Annotated in this window: 20 protein-coding genes; 7 read left to right on the top strand and 13 right to left on the bottom strand. The window is 66.0% G+C overall.

The window, feature by feature from the left end; all coding sequences use genetic code 11:
* Nucleotide 1: 1 nt before the first annotated feature.
* Nucleotides 2-1,171, bottom strand: coding sequence for a pectate lyase family protein (locus tag AB4Y92_RS03900; RefSeq protein WP_441818460.1), 1,170 nt, complete (start codon nucleotides 1,169-1,171; stop codon nucleotides 2-4).
* A gap of 394 nt (nucleotides 1,172-1,565) precedes the next feature.
* Here AB4Y92_RS03900 and AB4Y92_RS03895 point away from each other — a divergent pair, with 394 nt between their 5' ends.
* Together AB4Y92_RS03895 and AB4Y92_RS03890 are read left to right on the top strand one after the other, a co-directional pair.
* On the top strand, nucleotides 1,566-2,633 hold the full coding sequence (locus tag AB4Y92_RS03895) for a LacI family DNA-binding transcriptional regulator (protein ID WP_441818459.1): 1,068 nt from the start codon (nucleotides 1,566-1,568) through the stop codon (nucleotides 2,631-2,633).
* A 369-nt stretch (nucleotides 2,634-3,002) separates the two neighbouring features.
* A complete protein-coding gene (locus AB4Y92_RS03890) occupies nucleotides 3,003-3,443 on the top strand; it encodes a cupin domain-containing protein (RefSeq protein ID WP_441818458.1) in 441 nt (146 codons plus the stop codon).
* Between the two features lie 30 nt (nucleotides 3,444-3,473).
* On the opposite strand, the gene AB4Y92_RS03885 is transcribed toward AB4Y92_RS03890, so the two are convergent.
* Nucleotides 3,474-4,529 carry a LacI family DNA-binding transcriptional regulator gene (locus AB4Y92_RS03885; RefSeq protein WP_441818457.1) on the bottom strand — a complete coding sequence of 352 codons (1,056 nt, stop codon included), beginning with the start codon at nucleotides 4,527-4,529 and terminating at the stop codon, nucleotides 3,474-3,476.
* Nucleotides 4,530-5,054: 525 nt separating this feature from the next.
* Here AB4Y92_RS03885 and AB4Y92_RS03880 point away from each other — a divergent pair.
* The 3 genes from AB4Y92_RS03880 (at nucleotide 5,055) to AB4Y92_RS03870 (ending at nucleotide 8,518) form a co-directional block, all read left to right on the top strand.
* The gene (locus AB4Y92_RS03880; RefSeq protein WP_441818456.1) at nucleotides 5,055-5,849 is read left to right on the top strand and encodes a pectate lyase; all 795 of its coding nucleotides are present in this window, start codon (nucleotides 5,055-5,057) and stop codon (nucleotides 5,847-5,849) included.
* 180 nt (nucleotides 5,850-6,029) lie between these two features.
* Nucleotides 6,030-7,529: a pectate lyase family protein gene (locus AB4Y92_RS03875; RefSeq protein ID WP_441818455.1), complete on the top strand. Its 1,500-nt coding sequence runs from the start codon at nucleotides 6,030-6,032 to the stop codon at nucleotides 7,527-7,529.
* A gap of 359 nt (nucleotides 7,530-7,888) precedes the next feature.
* Complete coding sequence (locus AB4Y92_RS03870; protein WP_441818454.1) at nucleotides 7,889-8,518, top strand: DNA-3-methyladenine glycosylase; 630 nt, start codon at nucleotides 7,889-7,891, stop codon at nucleotides 8,516-8,518.
* A 74-nt stretch (nucleotides 8,519-8,592) separates the two neighbouring features.
* Here AB4Y92_RS03870 and AB4Y92_RS03865 read toward each other — a convergent pair whose 3' ends face one another.
* Nucleotides 8,593-10,047 (bottom strand): XVIPCD domain-containing protein, encoded by a 1,455-nt coding sequence (locus AB4Y92_RS03865; protein ID WP_441818453.1) that lies wholly within the window; start codon nucleotides 10,045-10,047, stop codon nucleotides 8,593-8,595.
* Nucleotides 10,048-10,134: 87 nt separating this feature from the next.
* Here AB4Y92_RS03865 and AB4Y92_RS03860 point away from each other — a divergent pair, with 87 nt between their 5' ends.
* Nucleotides 10,135-10,698 carry a hypothetical protein gene (locus tag AB4Y92_RS03860; RefSeq protein ID WP_441818452.1) on the top strand — a complete coding sequence of 188 codons (564 nt, stop codon included), beginning with the start codon at nucleotides 10,135-10,137 and terminating at the stop codon, nucleotides 10,696-10,698.
* Nucleotides 10,699-10,740: 42 nt separating this feature from the next.
* On the opposite strand, the gene AB4Y92_RS03855 is transcribed toward AB4Y92_RS03860, so the two are convergent.
* The gene (locus AB4Y92_RS03855; protein WP_441818451.1) at nucleotides 10,741-11,481 is read right to left on the bottom strand and encodes a FadR/GntR family transcriptional regulator; all 741 of its coding nucleotides are present in this window, start codon (nucleotides 11,479-11,481) and stop codon (nucleotides 10,741-10,743) included.
* Nucleotides 11,482-11,791: 310 nt separating this feature from the next.
* Here AB4Y92_RS03855 and AB4Y92_RS03850 point away from each other — a divergent pair, with 310 nt between their 5' ends.
* On the top strand, nucleotides 11,792-14,008 hold the full coding sequence (locus AB4Y92_RS03850) for an alpha-galactosidase (protein WP_441818450.1): 2,217 nt from the start codon (nucleotides 11,792-11,794) through the stop codon (nucleotides 14,006-14,008).
* A gap of 13 nt (nucleotides 14,009-14,021) precedes the next feature.
* Here the strand turns inward: AB4Y92_RS03850 and AB4Y92_RS03845 are convergent, their stop codons facing one another.
* The 9 genes from AB4Y92_RS03845 to AB4Y92_RS03805 form a co-directional block, all read right to left on the bottom strand.
* Complete coding sequence (locus AB4Y92_RS03845) at nucleotides 14,022-14,918, bottom strand: aldose 1-epimerase (RefSeq protein ID WP_441818449.1); 897 nt, start codon at nucleotides 14,916-14,918, stop codon at nucleotides 14,022-14,024.
* A 16-nt stretch (nucleotides 14,919-14,934) separates the two neighbouring features.
* A complete protein-coding gene (locus AB4Y92_RS03840) occupies nucleotides 14,935-16,134 on the bottom strand; it encodes a glycoside hydrolase family 27 protein (protein ID WP_441818448.1) in 1,200 nt (399 codons plus the stop codon).
* Between the two features lie 29 nt (nucleotides 16,135-16,163).
* Nucleotides 16,164-17,726 (bottom strand): sodium/sugar symporter, encoded by a 1,563-nt coding sequence (locus AB4Y92_RS03835; RefSeq protein WP_441818585.1) that lies wholly within the window; start codon nucleotides 17,724-17,726, stop codon nucleotides 16,164-16,166.
* Between the two features lie 95 nt (nucleotides 17,727-17,821).
* Nucleotides 17,822-18,706: a 2-dehydro-3-deoxygalactonokinase gene (locus AB4Y92_RS03830; RefSeq protein ID WP_441818447.1), complete on the bottom strand. Its 885-nt coding sequence runs from the start codon at nucleotides 18,704-18,706 to the stop codon at nucleotides 17,822-17,824.
* Nucleotides 18,703-19,626, bottom strand: coding sequence for an SMP-30/gluconolactonase/LRE family protein (locus tag AB4Y92_RS03825; protein WP_441818446.1), 924 nt, complete (start codon nucleotides 19,624-19,626; stop codon nucleotides 18,703-18,705). Before AB4Y92_RS03825 ends, AB4Y92_RS03830 begins: the two co-directional genes overlap by 4 nt.
* On the bottom strand, nucleotides 19,626-20,774 hold the full coding sequence (gene dgoD, locus AB4Y92_RS03820) for a galactonate dehydratase (protein WP_441818445.1): 1,149 nt from the start codon (nucleotides 20,772-20,774) through the stop codon (nucleotides 19,626-19,628). The genes AB4Y92_RS03825 and dgoD overlap by 1 nt, the downstream gene beginning before the upstream one ends.
* Nucleotides 20,771-21,388 carry a 2-dehydro-3-deoxy-6-phosphogalactonate aldolase gene (locus AB4Y92_RS03815; protein WP_441818444.1) on the bottom strand — a complete coding sequence of 206 codons (618 nt, stop codon included), beginning with the start codon at nucleotides 21,386-21,388 and terminating at the stop codon, nucleotides 20,771-20,773. Before AB4Y92_RS03815 ends, dgoD begins: the two co-directional genes overlap by 4 nt.
* Before the next feature lie 11 nt (nucleotides 21,389-21,399).
* Nucleotides 21,400-22,185: an SDR family oxidoreductase gene (locus AB4Y92_RS03810; RefSeq protein ID WP_441818443.1), complete on the bottom strand. Its 786-nt coding sequence runs from the start codon at nucleotides 22,183-22,185 to the stop codon at nucleotides 21,400-21,402.
* On the bottom strand, nucleotides 22,182-25,400 hold the full coding sequence (locus tag AB4Y92_RS03805; RefSeq protein WP_441818442.1) for a glycoside hydrolase family 2 TIM barrel-domain containing protein: 3,219 nt from the start codon (nucleotides 25,398-25,400) through the stop codon (nucleotides 22,182-22,184). The genes AB4Y92_RS03810 and AB4Y92_RS03805 overlap by 4 nt, the downstream gene beginning before the upstream one ends.
* Between the last annotated feature and the right edge of the window lie 41 nt (nucleotides 25,401-25,441).

The raw sequence follows: 25,441 nt of genomic DNA, 5'->3' as shown, positions 1-25,441 counted from the left end.
CTCAGCGCAACGGCGCGCGGCGCGGCAGCGGCTTCAACGGCTCCATCGTCGCCAGGTTCCAATCGGCCGGCACGAACGCTTGCCGGGTTGGCTCGACTTTGGGATAGCCGCCGACTTCGTTCTCGCTGTCGATGATCTTGCCGCGGCCCTCGATGGTGTCGGCCAGGATGCGGCGATCGATGTCGTCGCGATCCCAAGGCCGCGCACCGGCCTCGGCCACCACCGCATCCTGCACCTGCGCCGACGGCAGCAGCTTCACCCCGAAGGGAAGCTCCGGCGCCTGCGTGAGTTCGTGCAATTTCACCGGCGCGGTGGTGTAGCGCCCGGTCTGCGGCAGCGGCTGGCCGATGCGATCGACGGCCAGGTTGTCGTCGGAGTAGTAATCCAGATCGCCCGAGCCGCCGATGCTGAAGAACGCCAGCGTCTGCGTCGAGGGACCGGCGCGCATCACATTGCCGCGCACCGCCATCTGCCCGACCGAATACGGATGGCCCAGCCATTCCTCGGCGATCAGGTTGTAGTGCACGGCGCGCTGGCCGGGGTTGTAGATCAGGTTGTTGATCACCTGTCCGCGCGCGCCGCCCTTGAACAGCGGGTTGCGCTCGTAGTTGTGCGCGTACAGATTGCCGACGATCAAGACGTCGTTGACGTGGTCGTGGATCAGCGAGCCCTTGGAGTGCTCGCCCTTGCCGTGGGTGGCGTTGGCCAGGCCCTCGGCGATCAGGTTGTTGCTGAAGGTGATCCGCCTGGACGCGGCGCGCATCCAATCGGCCTGGCTTTCGCCGAAGAAACGCGTGCTGGAGGCCGACAGGTTCTCATCGGTAGCCCAGCTCAGCGAGCAGTGGTCGACGATAACGTCGGCCGCGCCGCGCACCGTGTTGATCGCGTCGAAATCCACGCCGGCGCGCTTGGCCAGACCCGCTTCGCCGGGGCGCACGCGGATATGGCGGATCACTACGTCGTGGGTGGCGATGGTCAGGCCGCCGCGGATGAAGGTGATTCCGGGCTGGGGGGCGGTTTGTCCTGCGATGGTCAAATACGGCTCGCTGATCCGCAGTTCCTTGCGTTCCAGATCGATCACGCCGGCGACCTCGAACACCACGATGCGCGGCCCAGGCGTGGCGATGGCCTCGGCGAACGAGCCCGGCCCGGTGGACGCCAACGTGGTCACCCGCAGCAGTTTCCCGCCGCGACCGGCGGGCGTATGCGCCGCCCATCCCTGCGCGCCTGGAAACGCCAATTCGGGGCTTTTCTGCGAAGAAATCCGCTCTTTTGCGATGACGCCGGCCGGCGCGGCCACCAGCAGGGCGAGCAGAAACCCTCGCGCGACGCCTTTGCGGCGATGAGTCGGGCCCGCGTGCGCGGCAGCGCCGACGAGGCCCCATAGAACGTGTCCGATCCCCATCCCAACCTCCCAGGTCGTGAGCCAAGCATACGGGCCGATTGTCAATGACACCGGTTTCCTATACAACAGCCAGCGACAGGATTTGCCCAGGATCGGCTCAAGCATGGCGAACCGGCATGGCGGGCTAGAATCCCTCAACGATCCCCCGGTTCCATCGCCCATGCCGCGCAATAAAACTGAAGCACCTGCTCCGGCCCGGGCGCGGACGGTCCCGGATCGGGCCAAGACCATCAACGACATCGCACGTCTGGCAGACGTGTCGAAGAAGACCGTGTCGCGGGTGCTCAACCAATCGTCGCTGGTGCACCAGGAAACCCGCGAGCGGGTCGAAGCGGTGATGCGCCAGTTCAACTACACGCCCGATCCGTTCGCGCGCGGCTTGGCGTTCCGGCGTTCGTTCCTGATCGGCATGGTTTACGACAACCCGACCGCGCAGTACATCGTCAACATGCAGTACGGCGCGCTCGATGCGATCCGCGACTCGGGCTTCGAACTGGTCGTGCATCCCTGCGACAGCCGCAACCCGGGCTATATCGACGGCGTGCACCGCTTCGTCCAGCAGCAGAAGCTGCACGGGGTGATGCTGGTGCCGCGCGTGTCGGAAGATCAGGCGCTGGCCGACATGCTTGCCGACATCGGCTGCCGCTATTCGCGTATCGCCTCGGTGTCGCTGGACGAAGCCTCGCGCATGGTCATCACCCACGACCGCGACGGCGCCGCGGAAGCGGCCGATTATCTGCAATCGCTGGGCCATCGCGACATCGCGCTGATCACCGGCCCGTCCAGCTACCGTTCCGCGCACGAACGCACCGCCGGTTTCGTCGAGGCGCTGAGCAAGCGCGGGATCGAACTGCCGGCGGCGCGCATCGTCGAAGCCGGTTACACCTTCGAATCGGGCGTGGCCGCGGCGGAGTTGCTGCTCTCCGGCAACAATCGCCCCAGCGCGATCTTCGCCGGCAACGACGAAATGGCCGCGGGCGTGTACAAGGTCGCGCTGCGCGCCGGCATCAACATTCCGCAGCAGTTGTCGGTGGTCGGCTTCGACGACAGTCCACTGGCGTCGCGCTTGTGGCCGGCGCTGAGTTCAGTGCGGTTGCCGGTGCGCGACATCGGCCGAATCGCCGCATCGATGCTGCTGCAGTCCGAACCCGGCGCCGCTTCGGTGGCCTCGGCCAGCGTGCGTCCGCATCTGGTCGTGCGCGATTCCTGTCAGCCGCCGGCGTACTGACGCCTCCGTGAAATTCGCGCTGCGGGCTGCCGCGCGCCTCACCCTAAAGCCCTGTGCGGCCGCCGCGCTCTTGCACTGCGCAGCCGACGAATTCTTCGCTTTCTGACCCTCCCGCGATGGCGCTTTCCGCTCGTATGACACCGGTTACCATTCGGGACTAGAATCGTCCAAAGCCCCTCGTCCACTCCACGAGCGAGCGCACTCCGGGAGTTCTCCGATGTTCCGAAAGACCTGTCGCGCGCCCCGCCCGGACGTATGGGCGGCGCGGCGGTGTTTCTTGCCAGTCGCGCATCGGATTACGTCAGCGGCGTGGCGTTGCCGAGGGATGGAGGATGGTTGGCTCGCAAATCCGCATTCGGAGCGATCGCTATGAAACCCAAGGTCTTCAGGCAAGCCCTCGTCATCGCATCGGCGCTGACGGCGTTCCCGGCCCCGGCCGCCGAACCCGACCTGCCACCGCGCTCGGATTCCTACATCGAGCGAGCTGCCGACATCGCGGTGCAACAGCCCGGGCCGCACGAAGGCGACGGCACGACCACCGCGTATCCGTTTTTCGAACGCGCAGCCGGCTTCGACATCGTGTTCCGCCAGCGCGCGCTGCATCCCGGCGCGTCGATAGGCGAACATACGAACGACAAGGACGAGATCTACTACATCGTGTCGGGACAGGGCGAGCTGACCCTGGACGGAAAGCGAAGCCTGGTGGTGAGTGGCGACGCCATCCTGACCAGAAACGGCAGCCGTCACGGCCTGCGCCAGACCGGCTCGCGGGACCTGACCATCATCGTCGTCTACAGGCGCAAGCGCTGACGGTTCGATGCAACGACGAGGCCTGCCGAATCAGTAGGCCTCCAACGGCCGGCCGGCCGGGATCCCGGTGGAGTCGCGGATGGTGAGGCGAGGCGTCACCGCCGCCTGCAGACCCGGCATCGCGCTCGCGGCTCTTTCGGCGGCCGGGCGCCCCAGCAACGACTGCACCGCCAATCGTCCAACCTCGGAAATCGGCAGATGGATCGTGGTCAGACCGGGCGACAGCTGGGAGGCCAGCGAGCTGTCGTCGTAACCGACCACCGACAGGTCTTCGGGGATCGACAGCCCCAGACGCATCGCCACTTTGTAGATGCCCGCCGCCATCTCGTCGTTGCAGGCGAAGATCGCGGTCGGCCGCGGCGTCTGCGCCAACAGGTACTCCGCGCCGGCCACGCCGGATTCGAAGGTATAGCCGCCCAGGTATACGCATTTCGACGACAGCCCGACGTCGTTCACGGCCAGATGCTGGGCGAAGCCTTCCGCGCGTTCGATCGACGAACGATAGCGGCGCGGTCCGGTGATCACGCCCAGTCGCCGATGCCCCAGCGACATCAAGTGATGGGCCGCTTCCACGCCGGCCTGGCGATCGCGCGTAAGCACGGTACGCATCGGGTCGTCCAAGGGAATCGAGGCCACGCGGACATAGCGACATCCCGTCTCGCGCAAGGCCGTCGCCAGCAGTTCGTCCTCCGATACGCGCGGGATCAGGATGAGCCCATGCAATTTGTGCTGCAGGGTGAACCGGCGCACGCCGTCGACGTAATCGGAGCGGTTGCTGTCGCACGGATGCACGACCAGTTCAAAACCGCTGCCCTTCAAGGCATCCAGCACGCTGCGCTGGATCTCAATGACGTAGTGCGCGGTGGGGTTGTCGTAGACCAGGCCGATCAACTTCCGCCGCGAAGCCGCCACCACGGGCAGCTGACTGTCGCGCGGGTCGCGCAGTGCGCCCATGAGCGCGAGGATGCGGTCGCGGGTGTCCGCATTGACCAGCGGCGATTTGTTGATCACCCGCGAGACGGTCTTTGCCGAGACATTGGCCATCCGCGCGATGTCGTCCACCGTCGAGGTTCCGGCGATCGTCATGCGGCCCGCGCGCGCCGATCCGCTCGGCGTCCCGCCATGAAGCCCGCACGCGCGTTTCATCCTGGACATGTCGTTTTGCATCGTCCTGACCGACAGAAGATGACACCGGTGGCCATACGCTAGCAGAGGCCCGTGCCGGGCGCATGCTGCGATGCGGGAAAAGCGCTGGTGCCGCTTGCAGGCAGGCGCGGATCAAGGAGCGGCGTCCACGCGCCCGCCGGCCGGTTCGTCGACCGCGCTCACGGTCTGGATTCGATCGCCGGAATCGTCTCCGTCGGATTCGCTCTTCCCGCTGCGACATGCATCGAGGAAACGGCGAACGCGAACGCGGCTTGGAAGACTTGTCCCCGGACAACGCGCTTGTCCGAAGACATCGCACGGACCTCGATCCGATGCAGGCGTTGTGACTCGCATCATCATGCTGCGCCGCATGAGCTCCCTATAACTGACGCCCGCTGCGGCAGCACGACGACGTCGATGCAGCACCCGATGGCATCCCTATCAACTTGCTGAAGGAGTTCGACCATGAACAAGGCACAAGGCTTCCGGCACTGCATCTATCTGGCGCTGCTGTTGGTTTCTCCTTCCTGCTTCGCGCTGGATCTTCCGAACGTATGCAAGACCATCGACATAGGCAGCGGCAGCAGCATCAAGACCATCACCGTGGATGGCGAAACTTTCGACGCGGCCCAGCGCAACAACTGTCCCGCCGGTACCGCGGTGCGTTATGTCGGCGACCCCGGCGATCAGACCGAAAAGCAGAAACCGACCTTCATCCTGCGCAACAACGCGGTGCTCAGGAACGTGGTGATCGGCGACGGTTCGAAATCCGGCACCGAGCGGAATTATCGCGGCCGCGGTGGCGACGGCATTCACTGCTACGGCACGTGCACGCTCTCGGAGGTGTACTGGGACGATGTCGGCGAAGACGCCGCGACCTTCAAGAACAACAAGGCCTCCGACGTGTTTCTCGTCCAGGGCGGCGGCGCGCGCCTGGCGAAGGACAAGGTCTTCCAGCACAACGGCCCTGGCACGATGAAGATCGAATACTTCGAGGTCGAGAAGGCCGGCAAGCTGTACCGCTCGTGCGGCAATTGCTCGACGCAGTACAGCCGGACCGTGCAGATCACCAATGTCGTCGCCGCCGACACCGGCGCGATCGCCGGGATCAACTCGCGTTACGCCAACGGCGTGGCCGGCGACAAGGCCGTACTCACCAGCGTTTCGACCTCCGGGCGCAAATGCGTCGAGTATCTCGGACTGACCAGCGGCGAACCCGGCGAAATCTCGCCGGTTCCCGGCGCCTGCACGATCAGGTAAGGCCACGCGACGGGCACCGGTCGCGCCGAGCCCTCGCCTCGATCCCGAAGATCAACCCTACAACCGCGCGTATCGCGCGCGGTTACTGGAGTTCACATGCAAACCCTCGCCAGTCGCCGTGCAAAGCACATCGCGCGCGCAGTCGTTCCAGCGCCCAGCGCCGGATCGCGCCATCGGACCATGGGACGCCGCGGCCCGATCGCGGTGCTGATCCTCGCTATCGCGAGCCTCATGCCGGCCGCCGCGGCTGGGGTCTCGATGTACAACATCGAAGGCTATGCGGCGGCGAGCGTGACCGGGGGTGGATACATCGCCGAATCCGACGCCAAGTACCGGCGCGTGACCACGCCGGCGGGCTTCATCGCCGCGCTGCGCGCCGCGCGCACTTCCAGCTCCACTCCGGTCAAGGTCATCGAGATCGCGAACGATCTCGACATGGGCTGGAACGAGGTCGATGACGCGGCCCGCGCCGACGGACTGCTGCGCCAGAACAAGGCGCCCAAGAAGCATCCGTCGTTGATCGCCAGCGGCGTGTCCCTGCTCGATGTGACGAACTTCAACGGGCTGACGATCTATTCCAAGAACGGCGCCGTGCTGCGCCATGTCGAGCTCAACATAAAGAGCGGAACCAATCTGGTCCTGCGCAACCTGCGCTTCGACGAACTGTGGGAATGGGATGAGGGTACGCACGGCGATTACGACAGCAACGACTGGGATTTCGTCACCCTCGGCGACGGCGGCGGCGTGACCTCGGGCATCTGGATCGACCACTGCAGCTTCAGCAAGGCCTATGACGGCGTCCTCGACATCAAGAAGGGCGCGAACAACATCACCGTGTCGTGGATCGAAACCCTTCCTCCGGCCAGCGGGCCCGGCAGCTTCGTGGCGCGGCAGTTCGACTACCTGGAGGCCAATCGCGCGGCCAATGCGATGTACGACTTTCTGCGCGGCTTCTTCACCAAGCAGCAGATCATCGATATCTCGCTGCCGCAGAAGAAAGGGCACCTGATCGGCTCGAACGATCTCGAGGGGATTTCGTCCTACACCGTGACCTTGCATCACAACCATTATCGCGACCTGCAGGACCGCATGCCCCGTCTGCGAGGCGGCGACGTGCACGCCTATAACCTGTACGTCGACAGCTCCAATGCGCGGATCATGAAAGCCACCCGCGACGCCGTCGTCCAGGCGAACCCGGCGTTGCGGGCCAAGGTCGAGGGCAGTTCGCCGACCTACAAGTTCGACGTGGTGTTGAATGGCTCGGTGTCCACCGAAGGCGGCGCGGTCCAGGTCGAGCGCAGCTTGTTCTGGGGCGTATTCACGCCGTTGCGGAACAATCAGACCGATCCCAACGATTCGCGCTACACCGGCGCGATCCGCGCCTTCGGCGTCCGCCATGTGCTGTTCGCGAGCGATACCAACTACATGCCGGTGTCGTCGCAGCAGGCGACGTTCGTCGATCGCGGCATAGTGTGGGCCAGTTGGGAAGGAAACAGCGGCGCGGCGGGCAGCACGCTCGGCCCCGCCCAGGCGGCGCAGGTGCCGTTCGTCTGGCGCAACGGCGCGCCCTCGTACCCGATGACGCTGCATGGGGTCGATGAGCTCGGCAACCTGCGCGCCTCGATGGGCGCCGGAAAGGTGAGCATGACCGCGCAGCAGTGGATGCGGGTCGTCAACTAGGTTCTCTGGAGCTCTTTCGGCTCAACGCTCTTGACGGGGTTAGCCGGTACCTGACGACGCACTGGAGGCGCGACGGCTTCGCTGCGCGCCTGGAACTGGCGGGCCCGACGATCACCAGCGCCGGTCGCGACGACCGGCGCTGATATACCTTTCTCGCGCGTAAGCGTCGAGCGCGTTGCACCTGGCGACCGAGCGAACGGGCCCGCCGCGCCGGCGATCCAATCGGTACCGCCGCGATCGTTTGCGGTTGAAGGCAGCGAGCGCACGAACACCCGGAGGGCGTTCAGGTCGGGAAGGCCGCGACGCTTTGGCGCACAATGCGCCAAGCATTCACCGGCGGCGCTTCGCGGAGAGTTCCAGTGCCCCCATCATCCACCGCATCGATCGTCTGGCCCGGCGAACTCTTGCCGCGCGCGTTCTTCGACCGGCCCGCGACCACGGTCGCGCCGCGGCTGCTCAACAAGATCCTCGCGGCGGCGGACGGACGCGCCGGCCGCATCGTCGAGGTCGAAGCCTATGCCGGCGCCGCCGATCCGGCGGCGCATACCTATCGCGGCAAGACTGCGCGCAACGCGAGCATGTTCGGGCCGCCGGGGCATATGTACGTCTACTTCACCTACGGCATGCACTGGTGTTGCAACTGCGTGTGCGGCCCGCAGGGCGACGGCAGCGGCGTGCTGATCCGCGCCCTGGAACCGCTGCGCGGACTCGCGCAGATGCGCGCGACGCGCCCGCGGACGAAAAGCGATCGCGATCTGTGTCGCGGCCCCGCGCGCCTGACCCAGGCGATGGGCATCGGCGCGGCGCAGGACGGAATCGATCTGATCGGCGGCCACGCCGGTTTCGCCATTCTCGACGATGGTGTCGCCGAGCCGGAAGACGCCGTCGGCGGGCCGCGCATCGGTATCAGCGTTGGCAAGGATCTGCCGTGGCGGTGGAGCGTGCCTGGCAGCCGCTATGTATCGGGTACGGCGCGGCGGCAAGGCTGAAGATCGAACGTTACCGCGCGCGGATCAATCACGCTACAAGGTGCGAATCGTTCAAACGTTCCCTGACGCCGGCCTTATCGAGCGGGTCCGTCGCGGCTCGGATCGTCGGGCCCACGCTGTATCGCTTCCATCGCCAGACGCTGCTCACGCTCCTGATCGAAAGTTTGCGTTTTCCGTACGGTTTCCTGCATCGCGGGCACCTGCGCCGTTACGTCCACCGCCGCGTGGAAACCCGGCGTCGTACCCATGACACACAAGTGGTCGCCGCTCATCGTCACGCTGGCCAGCTTGTCTACGGTGTCGATGCCGTCTCGCTTCGCCAGCAGCATGGCATTGGCCACGGAATCGTCGGAAACATGCGGCGGCGCGCCTGCCCTGATCATGTCGAAGATGGCCCGGTCGTTCGCCGACAACTGTTCCGATGCTTCCGCTTGCTCGCGTGTGCGCCCGGCGGCTGGCGCGTCGCTGTCGTAGTGGGAGGAGAATGCTAGTGCGAGCTGCATCGAGCTTTGTTCGATGGGTTGCGATGACAACTGAGCGGCGTCGATCCCGATGCGCCGCTCGCTGCTGTCGGGCTCGCCGTAGCGCGGACGCGCCACTATATCTATGAGTCCTTTGTCGTTCTTTTCGACGAATACCTGGTTGGGATCGAGCTTTTCGCGCGCGGCCAAAGCGGCGATGGACGCGGCGAGTTGTTCGCTATGCGGTCCCGATTCAATACGGTTTTGCGCCTCGAACATGCCGACGCGATGCAGTATTTCCCGATAGCCGCGATGACCGGGATGGTCCGGCTCGCGCATGTCGTGCAGATTCAAGGTCTTCGGCGGCGCGTCCGGTTCCTTCGGGTGGCGTAGCAGTGCTTGATAGTCCCGCAGGTAGAGATCGCGCTGAGTCAGCCTGCCGTCTTGGTTCTGGTCGGTGAGGCCATCGCTGCGGGTGTAGGGGAAGTCGGCGACGGTCTTGGCTATTTCCTTCACGACAGATTCGTCGTCCAGGTTTCCGACGCTCCATTGCTGATACAGGAGCCCCCAACCCAGCCCGCTGGAGTCGTAACCGACCTCATCTAGTTTTGGACGAAATTGAGGATCGTTCCTTGCCAAGTCAGCGAAGATCGGGAATGAGTTGAAGATCGCCCTGGCCTCCTTTTCGCTGCGGAATTGTACGTACTGCTCGACCGTTCCGCTCGGCGGAAATTTCGCTTGGCCGTCCTTGTCATGGCCGATTTCATGGGCAAGGATCGAGAACAGTCCAGTGGCGGAATACCAACCTTCTGGCAATCGGGCAAATTCATACCGGTTACGATTGACATGAATTTCCGGGCGCGGCTCGGCACGATAAGATGCCTTTTCTTCAGCACCTTCGGCGACGATCCTGCCGCCTTTGGCAAAGAAATCGTTGAAATCCGCCGTGGCATTCGGCGACTTCAGTATCCATCCTTGTATGCACGTCGGCATGTCGGTGAACCCGCTGTTACCCCGCAGGAACTTTGCGTTGGCTGCGTACCGTTCCTCGCGTTCTTTGTCGTTCACGTGAAAAGTCTCAAGCTGATCCACTGGCGACATCAATCACTAAAGTAGCCGTTCGCTACCTGATCGAATCATCGAAGGAATCGGCACATGACGACAAGCCTGAAAATCGGTGCAAAAAAATGGAGCTATTTGTGCTTTTTTCTCTTTCTGTCAATTGCCGGCTGTGCGAGTGACCCGCAGGTTTCCACACCCGTAGCGAGGCTGGGCCTTGGAATCGAACAAGTGTTGCGCCTCCCCGTTACGAAGGGGCATGCGGGCGTGGATGAAGTGGTGCACGCCATCCAAGCGCTGTACGGCGTCGATACCGACACGCAATTGCCACCTTCGAACAACGTCAAATCACCCATTACGTTGGCGGATGGAACCGTGCTTGCTCAGGCGTTGACGGACCCAAGATTGCGCACGCCGAAGTGGAACGAACTGGCGATCGAAATAGCCGACAAGCCATGTTTCCCCATCGAAAATGCCGCCGCCTTGATCGGGGCAAAGAAAATGGCCGAGTCCGTAGGTGACGGCGTCGGCCATGCGGGCAGCGTCGAATATTCCTTCAACAATCGCGATGTTCGCATCGATCTGGCGGCCCCCTATCGGGCACCTCACTGCCTGCGTACCGTTTGGATGTACAAAAATGCCGTGCAAAAATCGCCCTGATCGCCAGTCCCGCGATCCGCATAGCGGCGTAACGCGCCGAACTTACTTCTTAGAACGCGCCGGCGTTTTTTCCACGCGCTTGCGCGCCTTGCCCTGATCGGTCTCGCGCGATTGCGCGTCTTCGATCAGCACCAGCACGTCGGCGATGATGCTCGACATCGCCGCATGCGCGGCCACCGGGTCGCCGGCCTTGATCGCGTCGAACACGCGGCGGTGCGCCGGGATGCTGGCGGTGTGGCCCTTGATGCGGTTGGTCAGCTGGATCGAAATCCGCAGCGCGGTGTTCACCAGTTCGTGCAGCTGCACATAGAACGGGTTGCCGGTGGCGTCGAGTATGGCGACGTGGAAGGCGACGTCGGAGGTCAGGTGATCGTCTTCGCCACGCTCGGCGGCGATCATGCGCTTGAGGCCGCGCTCGATGCCTTCGATGGCCTGCGCGTCGGCGTTGCGCGCGGCCAGCGCCGCGGCGGTGGGCTCGATGCCCAGCCGCATCTCGGTGAACGAGCGCAGCAGCTTGTAGGAGAACTTGCGCTCCAGCATCCAGCGCAGCACGTCGGCGTCGAGCAGGCTCCAGCTGCGCTCGGGCTGCACCACGATGCCGCTGCGCGGCCGCGCCGACAGCATGCCCTTGGAGGTGAGCATCTTGATCGCTTCGCGGGTGACGCTGCGGCTGGTCGAATAGGCTTCGGAAATTTCCGCTTCGGTGGGGAAGCCGGTTTCGGCGAAACGTCCCAACACGATCTCGCGGCCCAAGGCGTCGAGCAGCTGTTCCGTCAGCGTCATGCGGCCGCTCAACTGAGATCGTCCGGCGGACTCGATAGGGGGCATCTTCCAAGCTGCTCGATGTAGGGTAAGTACGATTCTTACGGCACGCAGCGGTTCCGGCAAGAACCATCCCACGCCTTCTTCGCCACCATAGCACGGGCCTAAACGGCGGCCGGAGCGGCCCGCGCACCGGTCAGCAAGTTAATACGGCCGGTGTGATCGCGGTGGCATCGCGGCGCCGGCGGATCAGACCCGCGCCGCGCGCCGGCGGATCGACACGATTCTATTTGTATGATAAATACGATAAGAGCCCGAGGGAGAGGTCTGCATGCGTTCGTTCCTGCTTCGCGCCGCCGCCGGCGCGGCTTTGATCGCGCTTGGGTCGATCGCCGACCCGGCCCTGGCCTCGGTGCGCTACGACGCGCAGACGCGGGTGTTCCGCCTCGACGGCGGCCGTGTCACCTATGCCTTCGCCATCAACGACGCCGAGCAGCTGCAGGCGGTCTACTTCGGCGGCCAGCTCGGCGACGGCGACCGCCTCGGCCCGGTCAAGGCGCTGCCCGGCCATGCCAGCTTCGACCTGTCCGCGTCGGTGACGCCGCAGGAATTCCCGGCCCAGGGCGGCGGCATCTTCAGCGAGGTCGCACTGAAGGTGGCCTACGCCGACGGCAACCGCGACACCGTCCTGCGCTACGTCTCGCACCGGATCGAAGGCGACGGCGTCGCTATCGTCATGAAGGACATCAGCGCGCCGCTGCAGGTGACGCTGCGCTACAGCATCGACCCCGGCACCGGCGTGGTCGGCCGTTCGGCCCTGATCGAAAACCTGGGCACGACGCCGCTGCGCATCGACCAGGCCGCGTCCGCGTCCTACACCCTGGCGCCCGAGGGCGACTATCGGCTGCGCCACCTCAGCGGCCGCTGGGCCGGCGAGTGGACCTTGCAACAGCGCCCGGTCAGCGAAGGCGCGAGCGTGTTGGAAAGCCGGCGCGGCTCCACCGGCCAGCAGAACGCGCCGTGGTTCGCCATCGACCGCACCAGCGTGTCCACGGAAGAAAGCGGGCCGGTGTGGTTCGGCGCGCTGGCCTGGTCGGGCTCGTGGCGGATCAGCATCGACAAGGACCAGCTCGGCGCGGTGCGCGTGGTCGGCGGCTACAACCCGTACGATTTCGCCTATCGGCTCGCGCCCGGCGAACGCCTCGACACGCCGGTGTTCTACGCCGGCTATTCCGACGCCGGCATGGGCGGCGCATCGCGCCTGTTCCATCGTTTCCAGCGCGAACAGATCCTGCCCGGCCACGGCAAGCCGCGCCTGCGCCCGGTGCTCTACAACAGTTGGGAGGCGACCGAATTCGCGGTCGATGAAGCCGGACAAATGGCGCTGGCGGAGAAAGCCGCGCGCATCGGCGTGGAGCGCTTCGTCATGGACGACGGCTGGTTCGGCGCGCGCAACAACGACAAGGCCGGGCTCGGCGACTGGACCGTCAACCCGGCCAAATTTCCCAACGGCCTCAAGCCGCTGATCGACAAGGTGCACGGCCTGGGCATGGAATTCGGCCTGTGGGTCGAACCGGAAATGGTCAACCCCGACAGCGATCTGTATCGCGCCCATCCGGACTGGGCGATCCAGTTTCCCGGCCGGCCGCTGACCCAGGCGCGCAATCAGCTGGTGCTGAACCTCGCCCGCCGCGACGTACGCGACCACTTGTTCCAGGTGCTGGACGAACTGGTCACCCGCAACGACATCCAGTTCCTCAAATGGGACTACAACCGCAACTGGTCCGAGCCGGGCTGGGCGCAGCTGGCGCCGGAGGATCAGCCCAAGCTCTATGTCGAGTACGTGCGCAACCTGTACTGGATTCTCGCCGAGCTGCGCCGCAAGCATCCCAAGCTTGAGATCGAATCGTGTTCCGGCGGCGGCGGCCGCGTCGATCTGGGCATCATGGCGTTCACCGATCAGGTGTGGCCGTCGGACAATACCGATCCTTACGACCGCCTGAGCATGCAGGACGGCTTCAGCCACGCCTACGCGCCGGCGGTGATGATGGCCTGGGTCACCGATTCGCCCAATTGGGTCAACAAGCGCGAGACCTCGCTCGACTACCGCTTCCTGTCGTCGATGCAGGGTGGGCTGGGCATCGGCGCCAACCTCAATCATTGGAAGGACGCCGACTTCGCCACCGCCAAGCGCATGGTCGAGGCTTACAAGCAGGTGCGCCGCACGGTCCAGCAGGGCGATCTGTACCGGCTGATCTCGCCCTGGGACGGCGGCCGCCGCTCGGCGACGCTGTCGGTGTCGGCCGACCGGCGCCAGGCGGTGTTGTTCGCATTCCTGCACAGCGGCACCAAGGCCTTGCCCGATCCGGCGATTCGCCTGCGCGGGCTGGATCCGGCCAAGCGCTATCGCATCTCGCGTCTGGGCGGCGCCGCCGCGCCGGACTCGGTGCCGGCCGAAGCCAGCGGCGCTTACTGGATGAACAACGGTCTGGCCGTCGCCATGCGCGGGGATTTCCAGGCGGCGGGGTTCGTGTTCGAGGCGAAGTGAAGCGCGCGGCGGCTCAGCTGTCTGCGCGCACCGTGAATCGATAGCGCCGCTGCATTCCCTCGCCCGGCGCCAGCACGGTCATGCCGTGAGCGGTGGCGCCGCCGGGCAGGTGAACCGCGTCGATCGCGTGATCGACCGGTTCGAAACAGAAGAAATCCGCGTCCAGCGGCGTGAACAGCACGAAGTTGCCCGCATCGGCGGCGATATCCAGGCGCAGGCGCCGCCGCGGCCAGTGAACGCTGGCCTCGCCCGACCAGCCGACGAAGGCGTGATCGGCGCAATCGCGCGGCAATCCGCGCTCCTCGACGAAGCGCCAATGCTCGGGAATGTCCGCCAACTGCGTCGGCAGCGGCGTGCGGCCGTCGTTGAGCCACACCTGCCGGGCCGGCGCGCGCAAACGGGTATCGGCATCGCGCACGAAGAACGGGTGCAGGCCCAGGCCGAACGGCATCGGCGCCGGGCCGGTGTTGACGACGCTCAGGCGTGCTTCGAAGCGGTCCTCGCGTAGCTGGTAGTGCAATTCGGCGCGATAGCGGTAAGCCTGCGAGGCGTCGTCTTCGTCGAGCACAAGGATCGCCTCGCCGGCATCGGCGTGCGCGACATGCCACGGCCGCTGCCAACCACTGCCGTGGATCGGCCACGGCTCGTCGCCGCGATTGCGCGGCAACTCGATGCGGCGGCCGTCGAATTCGAAACCGTCCGCGGAAATCCGGTTCGACCACGGCACCAGCGGATAGCAGGCGAGCGTATTGGGATCGGGGCCGGGCGCCGACGGCGCCGGCCCCGATTCGAACTCGCACGCGCGCAGCAACGGCACCGCGCCCTGCGGCGTGAGCGCGTCCAGCCGCACCACGCCGCCGCCCCAGGCGGGCGCGATCCGCGCCCGCAACGAGGCACTGGCCAGTATCATCCGTGCCGCCCGCGGCTCAGCGCGCGCTGATCCGATACAGCGCGGTCGCATGCGGCGCGAGCGTGACCCGCACCGAGCCGTCGCCTTCGCTTTGGTCGTGCTGCCACAGATCGCGCACGGCGTACTTGCCGGCCTTGTCCAGGCCGAGTTCGGCGGCGCTGACCGTCGCGTCCTTGGCCGCGTCGGTTTCGTTGAAGATCGCCAGCGCGCGGTCGCCGCCTTGCAGCGGCTTGACGATGACGTGCACGCCGCCGGCGTCGCGGATGCGCTTGCCCTGCACGCCCAGCGGGTCCTGGTCGATCGCGATCACGTCCTTGTTGAGCAGGATCTTCAACGGCTCGGGCTTGATCGTGCGCAGATCGGTGCCGATCAGCAGCGGCGCGGCCATGATCGCCCACAGGCTGAAATGGCTGCGGTATTCGACATCGGTCATGCCGCCGTTGCCGACTTCGAGCATGTCCGGATCGTTCCAGTGCCCGGGCCCGGCGTACTGGTCCAGCACCACGTTCTTCTTGAAGATCCCCACCATCGAGGCGTAGGTGTCGGTGATGTCGCCGGTGGTGCGCCAGGAGTTGCCGCCGACCTCGCTCTTGCCGGCCCACAGCCACGGCTGGTTCTCGCCCCATTCGCACACGCTGTAGAAGATCGGCCGGCCGGTCGCGCGCAGCGCGTCGCCCATCGCGGTGTAGCGCGGCTGCGCGGGTTTCTTTTCGTTGTTGCAGTTGTCGTACTTGAGGTAGTCGATACCGTAGGAGGCGAACAAGGCCGCGTCCTGCTTCTCATGGCCCAAGCCGCCGGGGAAGCCGCGGTCTTCCTTCTTCGGCTCGCAGGTGAAGGAACCGGCGCTGGTGTAGATGCCGAACTTCAGGCCCTTGCTGTGCACGTAGTCGGCGACGGCCTTGATCCCGCCGGGGAAGCGCTTCGGATTGGCTTTCAGGTTGCCGTCCTTGTCGCGCTTCCAGTAGGCCCAGCAGTCGTCGATATTGACGTACTGGTAACCGGCGTCCTTCAGTCCCAGCTCAATGAACTTGTCCACCACGCCGCGGATCATCTTCTCGTCGAACTCGGCGCGGCAATGGGTGGAGTTCCAGTTGTTGAAACCCATCTGCGGCGTGGCGCCTACTTCGGCGGCGAACACGGGCGAATGCAGGGATGCGATGGCGGTGCACGAAGCGAAGGCGAACGCCGCGGTCTTGCCGGACGACTTGAAGCTCATTGGGGTTCTCCGTAGAAAATCAGCCGCCATCACCAGAACACGGCGTAGAGCACGGCCACTATCGCGATCACCAGGATCGCGCCGAGGTTGAAACTGAGCGGCGTGCGATAACTCACGTCGTCGGTTCGGATCAGGTCGCTGCCGCTGCGGGTCTTGCTCATCAGCGACACCACCACCGCCAGCACCAGCGCCAGCAGGAACACCACGCCGACGCGGTTCATGAACGGATACTCCGGCCACATCACCCGCACCGCGATCGACAGCGCCACCGAGCCGATCGCCGCGGCCAGCGCGCCGGCTTCGTTGGCGCGCTTCCAGAACAGGCCGAGCAGGAAGATCACCGTGATGCCCGGAGTGAAGTAACCGGTGAAATCCTGGATGTACTGGAAGGCCTGATCGAAGCTGCCGAGCAAAGGCTTGGCCGCCAGCATGCCCAGCGCGACCGCGACTAATGAGGCGATGCGTCCGACCCGCACCAGCTTCGCTTCGGCCTGGCCGGGGCGCAGCTTGGTGTAGAAATCCAGGGTGAAGATGGTCGCGACCGAATTGATCTTCGACGCCAGCGACGCCATGATCGCGGCGATCAAGGCGGCGAACACCAGGCCCAGCACGCCGGCCGGCAGCAATCCCATCATGGTCGGATAGGCCTGATCGGGCTTGCTCAGTCCCGGCGCCAGCACCACCGCGGCGATGCCCGGAATCACCACGATCACCGGCACCAGCAGTTTCAGGAACGCGGCGAACAGCACGCCCTTCTGCGCCTCGCCGATGTCCTTGGCCGCCAGGCCGCGCTGGATGATGTACTGGTTGAAACCCCAGTAACTGAAATTCATGATCCACAGGCCGCCGAGCAGCACGCCCAGGCCGGGCAGATCCTTGTAGTAAGGATTGTCCTTGCTCAGGATCATGTGGAAGCGCTCCGGCTGCGTCTGCAGCAGGTGCTGGAAGCCGGCGATCACGCCGTGGCCGTCGCCGATGCGGTTCAAGGTGAGCGCGGTGATCATCAGCCCGCCCAGCACCAGCAGCGAAACCTGCACGATGTCGGTCAAGGCCACCGCCTTGAGCCCGCCGTAGAACTGATACGCCAGCGCGAACGCGCCCAGCACCAGCAAGGCGTAGGACTGCTCCATGCCGGTCACCTGACTCACCGCGATCGAACCCAGCCACAGGATCGAGGTCAGGTTGACGAACACGTACAGGATCAGCCAGAACACCGCCATGACCAGGCGGATCTTGCCGCCGTAACGGTTCTCCAGGAACTGCGGCATCGTGTAGATGTCGTTGCGCAGGAACACCGGCAGGAAGAACTTGCCGACGATCAGCAAGGTCAGCGCCGCCATCCATTCGTAGGACGCGATCGCCAATCCCAGCGCGTAGCCCGAACCGGACATACCGATGATCTGCTCGGCGGAAATGTTCGCCGCGATCAGCGAGGCGCCGATCGCCCACCACGGCAGCGCCTTGCCGGCCAGGAAATAATCCTGCGCGGTCTTCTTGTGCCCGCTTTTCTCGCGCGACACCCATTGCGCCAGGGCGAAGATGCCGACCAGGTACGCCAGTACGATCACGATATCCAATGCAGACAACATTATTCGCCTCTCTCTTCTTCAGCGCCGGCGATGCATGTCGGCGTCCACCATCGAGACCACGGAAACATCGGATGCGCCCTGGACCGCGGCGCGGTGGATCAAGCCGCCGGTAACCCACGCCTTCGCGCCAGCGCGTACAGGCCGCGCGCGGACACGTCTTCGCCATGCGCCTGCACGCGATGGCCGCGCCGCGTCAGCGCGGCGGTGTAGGGTTCGGCCAGCGAAGGCGCGGCGATCAGGTGCACCGGTTCCGGCCGCGCCGGCAGGCGGCGCAGTTCGTGGCCGATCAACAGACCGGACAGGAACGAACGCAGCGCCGTCGCCGGCAACACGTTAAACAAGCCGTGCGTGCGCACCGCGAACACGTGCTCCAGCAGATCGCCGTCCAGCGCGGCGTGATCCACGCCTTTCAGGAAGGCCGCGGGGTCGTGCGGGCCCGGCTGCATCAGCCGGCCGAGAATGCTGTGCTCGCTCAACACCTGGAACATCTCGCCGGTCATGGCGGTGGCGAATTCCTGGATACGGCCGTTCTCGATCAGCACGTGCTTGCAATGAGTTCCGGCCAGGCAGGCGCGGTGCGAGCCCGGCCCGAGCCGGTCGATCAGGCCGCAGATCTGGGTTTCCTCGCCGCGCATGACATCGTGCACGCCGTGGTCGTGGCGCACGCTCAGGCCCGGCACGATCCAGACCTCGCGATCGCCCAGGCTCGGCGCTTGCACGCGGGTCATCCGCGCGGCGATCTCATCCAGCCCGGCCGGGCAATCGAGGTAATTCACTTCCTGCCAGCCCTGGCGGCTGCCGACCATGCCGGCCATCGCCACCACGCGTTCGTCCCAGCCTTGCAGCGTGTCGCGCAAGACCTCTTCGAAACGCCCGGCGCAGGCGAGCGCGCCCTGGTCGGAGCGGCGCGAGTCGATGATCTGTCCCTGCCCGTCCAGACGGAACGCACGCAGGCTGCTGCTGCCCCAATCGATCGCGATCATCGGTCGTCGAACCTCGCTTCGGCCAATCCGCGCACGCCGGGAACGCTGGCGCGGAACACGCCGCCCGCATCGGGCTGCGCCCGCCGCTGAGCATCGTCGAGTTCCTCGCGCGCGGTGGTGATGTAGATCTCGTCCAGCGCAGCGCCGGCGAAGCTCAGGCAACTGACGTTGGAGGCCGGCACCTCTACCACGCGCTCGACGCGGCCGTCGTGGCCGTAGCCGACCACGCGGCCGACGCCCCATTGCGCGCTCCACACCCGGCCTTCGCTGTCCACGGCCGCGCCGTCGGGCGAAGCCGGCGCCTGCACTTCGGCGAACAGCTCCGGCGCGCCGACCCGGGCGCTGTCGGCGTCGTAGGCGGCATGCATGATGCGGCCTTGCCGCGAGTCGCAGTAATACAGGGCGCGGCCGTCGAGATCGAAACACAGGCTGTTGGCGATCGCCACGCCCGGCAGCGCCAGCGGCCGCAGGCCGTGGCGGCACGAGTATTGGTAGAAGCGTCCGATCGGCGCGCGCCGCGGATCTTCGTTGAGGGTGCCGAAGACGAAATTACCGGAGCGGTCGCAGCGTCCGTCGTTGATGCGCAGCGTCGGTTGGTCGGCTTCGACCGGCGCCAGCAGCGTCGGCGTCAGCGCATCCAGATCTTCCGCCGCGCTCGGATCGATGCTGTACACGCCCTTGGCCAGGCCCAGCAACAATCGCCCCGATTCGCACAGCGCGAACGATCCGAGCCGATCGGGCAGTCGCCAACAGCGGCTGCGGCGGTCGCCGGGCGTATGTCGCCACAGTCGCGCCGATTGAATGTCGGTCCACCACAGCGCCTGCCGGCGCTCGCACCACAGCACACCTTCGCCCAGGCGGCAGCGGCTGTCCACGGCCAGCCTCGCGCGGGCGGCATCGATCGCCACGGCCGCGGTCATCACCACTCCGCCACGCTGCCGTCGCGATGCCGCCACAGCGGATTGCGCCAGTCGCCGGCCTGCTTGCTGCGTTCGATCACGTGCGCTTCGTCGATCTCCACGCCCAGTCCCGGCAGGGTGAACGGACGCACGCAGCCGTTCTCCAGATCGAAGGCGTCCTTGTTGATCACGTAGTCGAGCAGTTCGCCGTCGGCGTTGTAGTGGATGCCGATGCTCTGCTCCTGCAGCATCGCGTTCCAGCTGACGAAGTCCACATGCAGGCACGAGGCCAGCGCGATCGGGCCCAGCGGGCAATGCGGCGCCAGGGCGACGTCGTAGGCTTCGGCCATCGCCGCGATCTTCATGCATTCGCTGATGCCGCCGGCATGCGACAGATCCGGCTGCACGATCGCCAGACCGCCGGCATGCAGCACGTTCTTGAATTCGAAGCGCGAGTACATGCGCTCGCCCGCGGCCAGCGGAATGGCGGTGTGCGCGGCCAAGCGCGGATAGTATTCGGCCTGTTCGGCCAGCACCGGTTCTTCGATGAACAACGGCCGGTACGGCTCGAGTTCGCGGATCAGCGTCTTCGCCATCGGCCAGCCGACGCGGCCGTGGAAGTCCAGGCCGAACTCGATGCTGTTGCCGAACACCGAACGGATCTCGGCGACCTTGGCCACCGCGGCGTCGATGGCGCGGCTGCTGTCGAGCAGGCTCAATTCTTCGCAGGCGTTCATCTTGAACGTGTCGAAGCCCAGCGCGACTCGGCTGCGGATCTGCTCGATGATGTCCGCGGGGCGATCGCCGCCGACCCAGCAATAGGTCTTCATGCGATCGCGCACCAGTCCGCCCAGCAACTGGTACACCGGCACGCCCAGGGCCTTGCCCTTGATGTCCCACAGGGCCTGATCGATACCGGCGATGGCGCTCATGAACACCGCGCCGCCGCGATAGAAACCGCCGCGGTACATGGTCTGCCAGTGATCGTTGATGCGCGCCGGGTCCTGGCCGATCAGCAGCTCGCCGATTTCGGCGACCGCCGCCTCGACGCTGCGCGCGCGGCCTTCGACGACCGGCTCGCCCCAGCCGACGAGGCCCTCGTCGGTCTCGATCTTGAGGAACATCCAGCGCGGGGCGACGCGGTACGTGGTGAGTCGGGTGATTTTCAAGGGCGCGCGCTCTGGTAGGCATCGACGAAAAGACCGCCGCGTTCGCGGGTGACCGAAGGCGCCTGGCCGGGCGCGTACAGATCGCTGCCCAGGCCGGCGCCGGCGCAACCCGATTGCAAGTAGCCCGGCAGGTTGTCCGGAGTAACGCCGCCGACCGCGAACACCGGCACCTGCGGCGGCAACACCGCGCGGATCGCGCGCACGTAGCCGGGACCGAAACTGGCCGCCGGAAACAGCTTGAGCGCCTGCGCGCCCGCGGACAGCGCGGCGAAGGCTTCGCTGGGCGTGGAAAATCCGGCGGCGCAGATCAGGCCGCGCTCGACCGCGTGACGGATCACCGCGACATCGGTGTTGGGCGTGACCATCAAACTCGCGCCGGTCGCGGCCAGCGCGTCCACGTCGTCGCGGTTCAGGACCGTGCCGGCGCCGATCAGCGCGCGCGCTCCGGCCGCGGCGACCGCGAGCTCGACGCTGCGCAGCCATTGCGGCGAGTTGGTGGGAATCTCGATCAGGCTGATGCCGGCGTCGATCAATGCCTCGACGTGCGCCTCGATCTGCGCCGGCGTAATGCCGCGCAGAATCGCGATCAAGGGGCGCTGGGTTCTCCAATCCATAGACGGCTCGATCATTCGTGATACAGCTGGGTGCGGCCGCCATCGATGACGATGTCGGTGGCGTTGATGAAGCGCGCCTCGTCGCTGGCGAGGAACAAGGCGGTGTAGGCGACTTCGTCGGGCTCGCCGATCCGGCGCGGCGGCAGCAGTTCGGTCTGGCGGCGGCGCGCGGCGTCGGGATCGGGTTGCGAGGACAGCCAGCGCTCGATGCGGTCGGTGAGAATCAGGCCGGGCGAGATCGAATTGAAACGCAGGCCCTGCGCCGCGTACTCCAGCCCCAGCGCCTTGGTCAGCCCGATCAGCGCGTGCTTGGCGACCGGATACGGAAATGCGCCGGGAATGATCTTGTGCCCGTGCACCGAAGCGATGTTGACCACCGATCCGCGCCCCTGCGCCAGCATCATCGGCAGCGCGGCGCGGCTGAAGTTCCAGGCGCCGCCGAGGTTGATCGCCAGATTGCGCCACCAGTCGTCCTGCGCCAGGGTCAGCGGATCGCTGAACACATCGACGCCGGCGTTGTTGATCACCGCATCGATGCCTCCCAACCGCTGCGCCGCATCACTCACGAACGCGGCGACCGCCTCGGCGTCGGCGACATCCCCGGCGGCGAAGAATTCGCACGGCGAGGCGTGTCCGTCCGGCGGCGGCGCGCGGTCGTAACCGGCCACGCGCGCGCCGTGGGCGACGAACAGTTTCGCGATCGCCGCGCCGATGCCGTTGGAGGAGCCCGACACCAGCACGCATTTGCCGGCCAGACGTTGCCCGGGCGCCGCCGCGGGGGAATTGCTGTCGCTCATCGACTCGCCTCGGTGCCGGCCACGGCCGGCGCTATGCGGAATTGGTAGCGCGAAGGCGCCACCGGGATACGGTACTGCGAATGCGGCTGGCCGAACTTGCTCCACTGATCATCGCCGCCCAGGCCGATCTGGCGCTCGTCGATCATCAGCGAAACGTGCTCGCGCGGGCGGATGTCGCTGCTGTGGGCCTGCCCGACCGGTTTGCGGTCCAGGTCGGCGTAGGGAAACGCCAGCGCGTTCACCGACAGCGGCCTGGCCCCGGTCACCTTCAGGCCGGCGCCGTCGGCGGCGGTCAGGCTGAGCCAGCGCACATCGACCTTGTTGCCGGTTTCCTGCGGACGGATGTAGTCGTGGTTCTGTTCGGCGATCTTGCCGGCGTACACGCCGATCTCGCCGCTGCCGTAGCGATCGGAGTAAGTCTCGTGCGGGCCGCGGCCGTACCAGCTCAGATCGGTGATGCGGCTGGGCAGGGTGAACATCAGGCCCAGGCGCAGCGGATCGGGCAGGCCGGCGTACAACGGCTTGAACTCGCCGCTGACATCCACCGAACCGTCGCGCGCCATCGCGTAGCTGACCGTGTATTGCACGTCCGGCGTGGTATCGCCGCCGATGTCGAATTCCACCCGCACGCGCGCGCCGCCGTCGCCGCCGCCGCGTTCGACCTGCACGCTGCGCACGCGCCGGCTTTCCGAGAGCGATTTCCAGATCTGATGGGTGGCATACAGACCAGTGCCGATGTCGTTGTCGGTGGGCGCGCGCCAGAAGTTCGGCGCACCGCCTTGCAGAAGGGTCTGGCCCTGATAGGCGTAACGCTCGATCAATCCGCTGCCGCGGTTGACGCTGAGTTCGGCGCCGGCGGCGCGCAAGGTCGCCGCTTGCGCGCTGTCGCTCACCGTCACTGCCGCACCCGATGTTGCAGGCGCGGGCAGCGCCGGCGGCGGCGACAAGGCGAACTGCTCCCACGCCACCACCTGCCCGGCCGGTACCAGCGGCACCGTGGCGGCGCGAGCGCGCGCACGCAAGGTGATCAGGTATTCGGCGCCCGGCCGCTTCGCCAGCGCCGGCAGCGCGTAGTCGACTTCCTGGCTGGCGTCGGCCGCGGTCGCCAGCGACGGGCCCTTGCCTTCCTGCACGACGCGGCCGTTCTCGCGGATCTGCCAGTCGAAATCGAAGCCGCTCAGATCGATGAAGTTATGCCGGTTGCGCACGCGGAACCGTCCCGCCGCCGCGTCCACCGCTTCGAACTGGATCGGGCCGTAGACCTTGGCCAGTTCGTGCAGATGCGGATTGGGCGTGCGGTCGGACTGCAGCAGGCCGTCGCCGAATTCGATCGCGTCCGCGCCGGAGGGATTGGGGCCGTAGTCGGCGCCGTAGGCCCAGAACGGGCGGCCGTCGGCGGTGTGCTTGATCATGCTCTGATCGACCCAGTCCCAGATGAAACCGCCCTGCAGGCGGTCGTGGGCGTAGATCGCATCCCAGTACCCCTTGAGGTCGCCCAGGCTGTTGCCCATGGCGTGGGCGTATTCGCACTGGATCAGCGGCTTGTCCGCATACTCCGGATGGGTCGCGTAATCGACGATGCGTTCGATCGAGTCGTACATCGGCGCGTAGAAATCCACGTACGGCTCGGGCCGATGCTGTGAGTACAGCGTGCCCTGGCCGAGATAGCTCACCAGGCGGGTCTTGTCGCGCGCGTGGACCCAGCCGGCGGCCTTGGCGAAGTTGGGCCCGGTGCCGGCCTCGTTGCCCAGCGACCAGAACACGATCGAGGGATGGTTCTTGTCGCGCTCGACCATGCGCTGCACCCGCTGCAGATGCGAGCTTTCCCACTTCGGATCGAAACCCAGCTGGACCTTGTCGCGCGGCCGCATGCCGTCGTCGCCCATCTGCATGTAGCGGTGCGATTCGATGTTGGCCTCGTCCATCACGTACAGGCCGTATTCGTCGGCCAGCGCGTACCACAGCTCGGCGTTGGGGTAGTGCGAGGTCCGCACCGCGTTGATGTTGTTCTGCTTCATCAGCTCGATGTCGCGGCGCATCGAGGCTTCGGAGATGACGTGAAAGCTGACCGGATCGTGCTCGTGGCGGTTGACGCCACGGATCTTGATCGCCTTGCCGTTGACCCGGACCAGGCCGCCGGACACTTCCACGGTACGAAAACCGATCCGGGTCGAGGTGGCTTGCAACAGGCGGCCGTCGGCGTCGTGCAGTTCCAGCAACAGGGTGTAGAGGTTCGGAGTTTCGGCGCTCCAGGCTTTGACGCCGGCGATCGCGCCGGACAGGCTGAGCGCGCGCTCTTTCGCCGAGGCCGGAACGCTCAGATTGCGCGTCAACACCACTTGATCGCCATCGAGCACGCTGGCTTTGATCGTCGCGGCCCGGGCCTCGCCGCTGACGTTCAGATCCAGGTCCAGCTGACCGTTCTTGTAGGTCTTATCGAGCGTGCCGCGAGCGAAGAAGTCGCGGATCCAGGTCTTCGGCGGCGCCATCAGATAGACATCGCGCTCGATGCCGCTGACGCGCCAGAAATCCTGATCTTCCAGATAGCTGCCGTCGGCCCAGCGATACACTTCGATCGAGACGTTGTTGGCGCCAGCGCGCAGGTGGCGGGTGATGTCGAACTCGGCCGGCAGCTTGGAGTCTTCGCTGTAGCCGACCTTCTGGCCGTTCACCCACACGTAGTACGCGGCGCCGGCCGCGCCGATATGCAGCAGCACTTCGCGCCCGTCCCAGTCTTTCGGGACGGTGAAGTCGCGCCGGTACGATCCGACCGAGTTGATGTCGTGCGGGATGTACGGCTGATTGGCCGGAAACGGATAGGCGATGTTGTTGTATAGCGGCTGGCCGTAACCCTGTGCCTGCCACATCGACGGCACGGGGATGGTCTTCCAGGCCGACACGTCGAAATCGTCGCGGTAGAAATCCGCCGGGCGCCGATCGACGCTCGGCGAAAAGGCGAAGCGCCAGTCGCCGTTGAGCGTCTGGAAATAGCGCGAATCGGCCATGCGGTTGGCCCGGGCCAACTCGACCGACTCGAACGGAAACGAGGTCGCGCGGATCGGCTCGCGGTTGATTTCGTTGATGTCGGGGCGCTCCCATTCCAGCGCCGCCTTGCCATCCTGAGGCGCGGTCGCCGCGGCCAGAGTGCCGGCGAAGCACAGCGACCACGCCAGCATGGTCGCGCGGAGCGCCCGCGAGGAGCGCGCGATTTTCATCGGCTCCCCGCCAGGGGCGGCGGACAACGCCGCGCCGCCCG

This window comes from Lysobacter sp. TAB13 (assembly GCF_052113885.1).
Lineage (GTDB): Bacteria > Pseudomonadota > Gammaproteobacteria > Xanthomonadales > Xanthomonadaceae > Lysobacter > Lysobacter gummosus.
Note: the sequence above shows the minus strand (reverse complement) of the source record. Positions and strands in the feature narration are given on the sequence as shown.

Excerpts from the sequence above, each read along its gene's own strand:
- AB4Y92_RS03895 (WP_441818459.1), top strand. The coding sequence starts at position 1,566 with ATGCCGCGCAATAAAACTGAAGCACCTGCTCCGGCCCGGGCGCGGACG.
- AB4Y92_RS03890 (WP_441818458.1), top strand. The coding sequence starts at position 3,003 with ATGAAACCCAAGGTCTTCAGGCAAGCCCTCGTCATCGCATCGGCGCTG.
- AB4Y92_RS03885 (WP_441818457.1), bottom strand. The coding sequence starts at position 4,529 with ATGACGATCGCCGGAACCTCGACGGTGGACGACATCGCGCGGATGGCC.
- AB4Y92_RS03880 (WP_441818456.1), top strand. The coding sequence starts at position 5,055 with ATGAACAAGGCACAAGGCTTCCGGCACTGCATCTATCTGGCGCTGCTG.
- AB4Y92_RS03875 (WP_441818455.1), top strand. The coding sequence starts at position 6,030 with ATGGGACGCCGCGGCCCGATCGCGGTGCTGATCCTCGCTATCGCGAGC.
- AB4Y92_RS03860 (WP_441818452.1), top strand. The coding sequence starts at position 10,135 with ATGACGACAAGCCTGAAAATCGGTGCAAAAAAATGGAGCTATTTGTGC.
- AB4Y92_RS03855 (WP_441818451.1), bottom strand. The coding sequence starts at position 11,481 with ATGACGCTGACGGAACAGCTGCTCGACGCCTTGGGCCGCGAGATCGTG.
- AB4Y92_RS03850 (WP_441818450.1), top strand. The coding sequence starts at position 11,792 with ATGCGTTCGTTCCTGCTTCGCGCCGCCGCCGGCGCGGCTTTGATCGCG.
- AB4Y92_RS03845 (WP_441818449.1), bottom strand. The coding sequence starts at position 14,918 with ATGATACTGGCCAGTGCCTCGTTGCGGGCGCGGATCGCGCCCGCCTGG.
- AB4Y92_RS03840 (WP_441818448.1), bottom strand. The coding sequence starts at position 16,134 with ATGAGCTTCAAGTCGTCCGGCAAGACCGCGGCGTTCGCCTTCGCTTCG.
- AB4Y92_RS03830 (WP_441818447.1), bottom strand. The coding sequence starts at position 18,706 with ATGATCGCGATCGATTGGGGCAGCAGCAGCCTGCGTGCGTTCCGTCTG.
- AB4Y92_RS03825 (WP_441818446.1), bottom strand. The coding sequence starts at position 19,626 with ATGACCGCGGCCGTGGCGATCGATGCCGCCCGCGCGAGGCTGGCCGTG.
- AB4Y92_RS03815 (WP_441818444.1), bottom strand. The coding sequence starts at position 21,388 with ATGGATTGGAGAACCCAGCGCCCCTTGATCGCGATTCTGCGCGGCATT.
- AB4Y92_RS03810 (WP_441818443.1), bottom strand. The coding sequence starts at position 22,185 with ATGAGCGACAGCAATTCCCCCGCGGCGGCGCCCGGGCAACGTCTGGCC.
- AB4Y92_RS03805 (WP_441818442.1), bottom strand. The coding sequence starts at position 25,400 with ATGAAAATCGCGCGCTCCTCGCGGGCGCTCCGCGCGACCATGCTGGCG.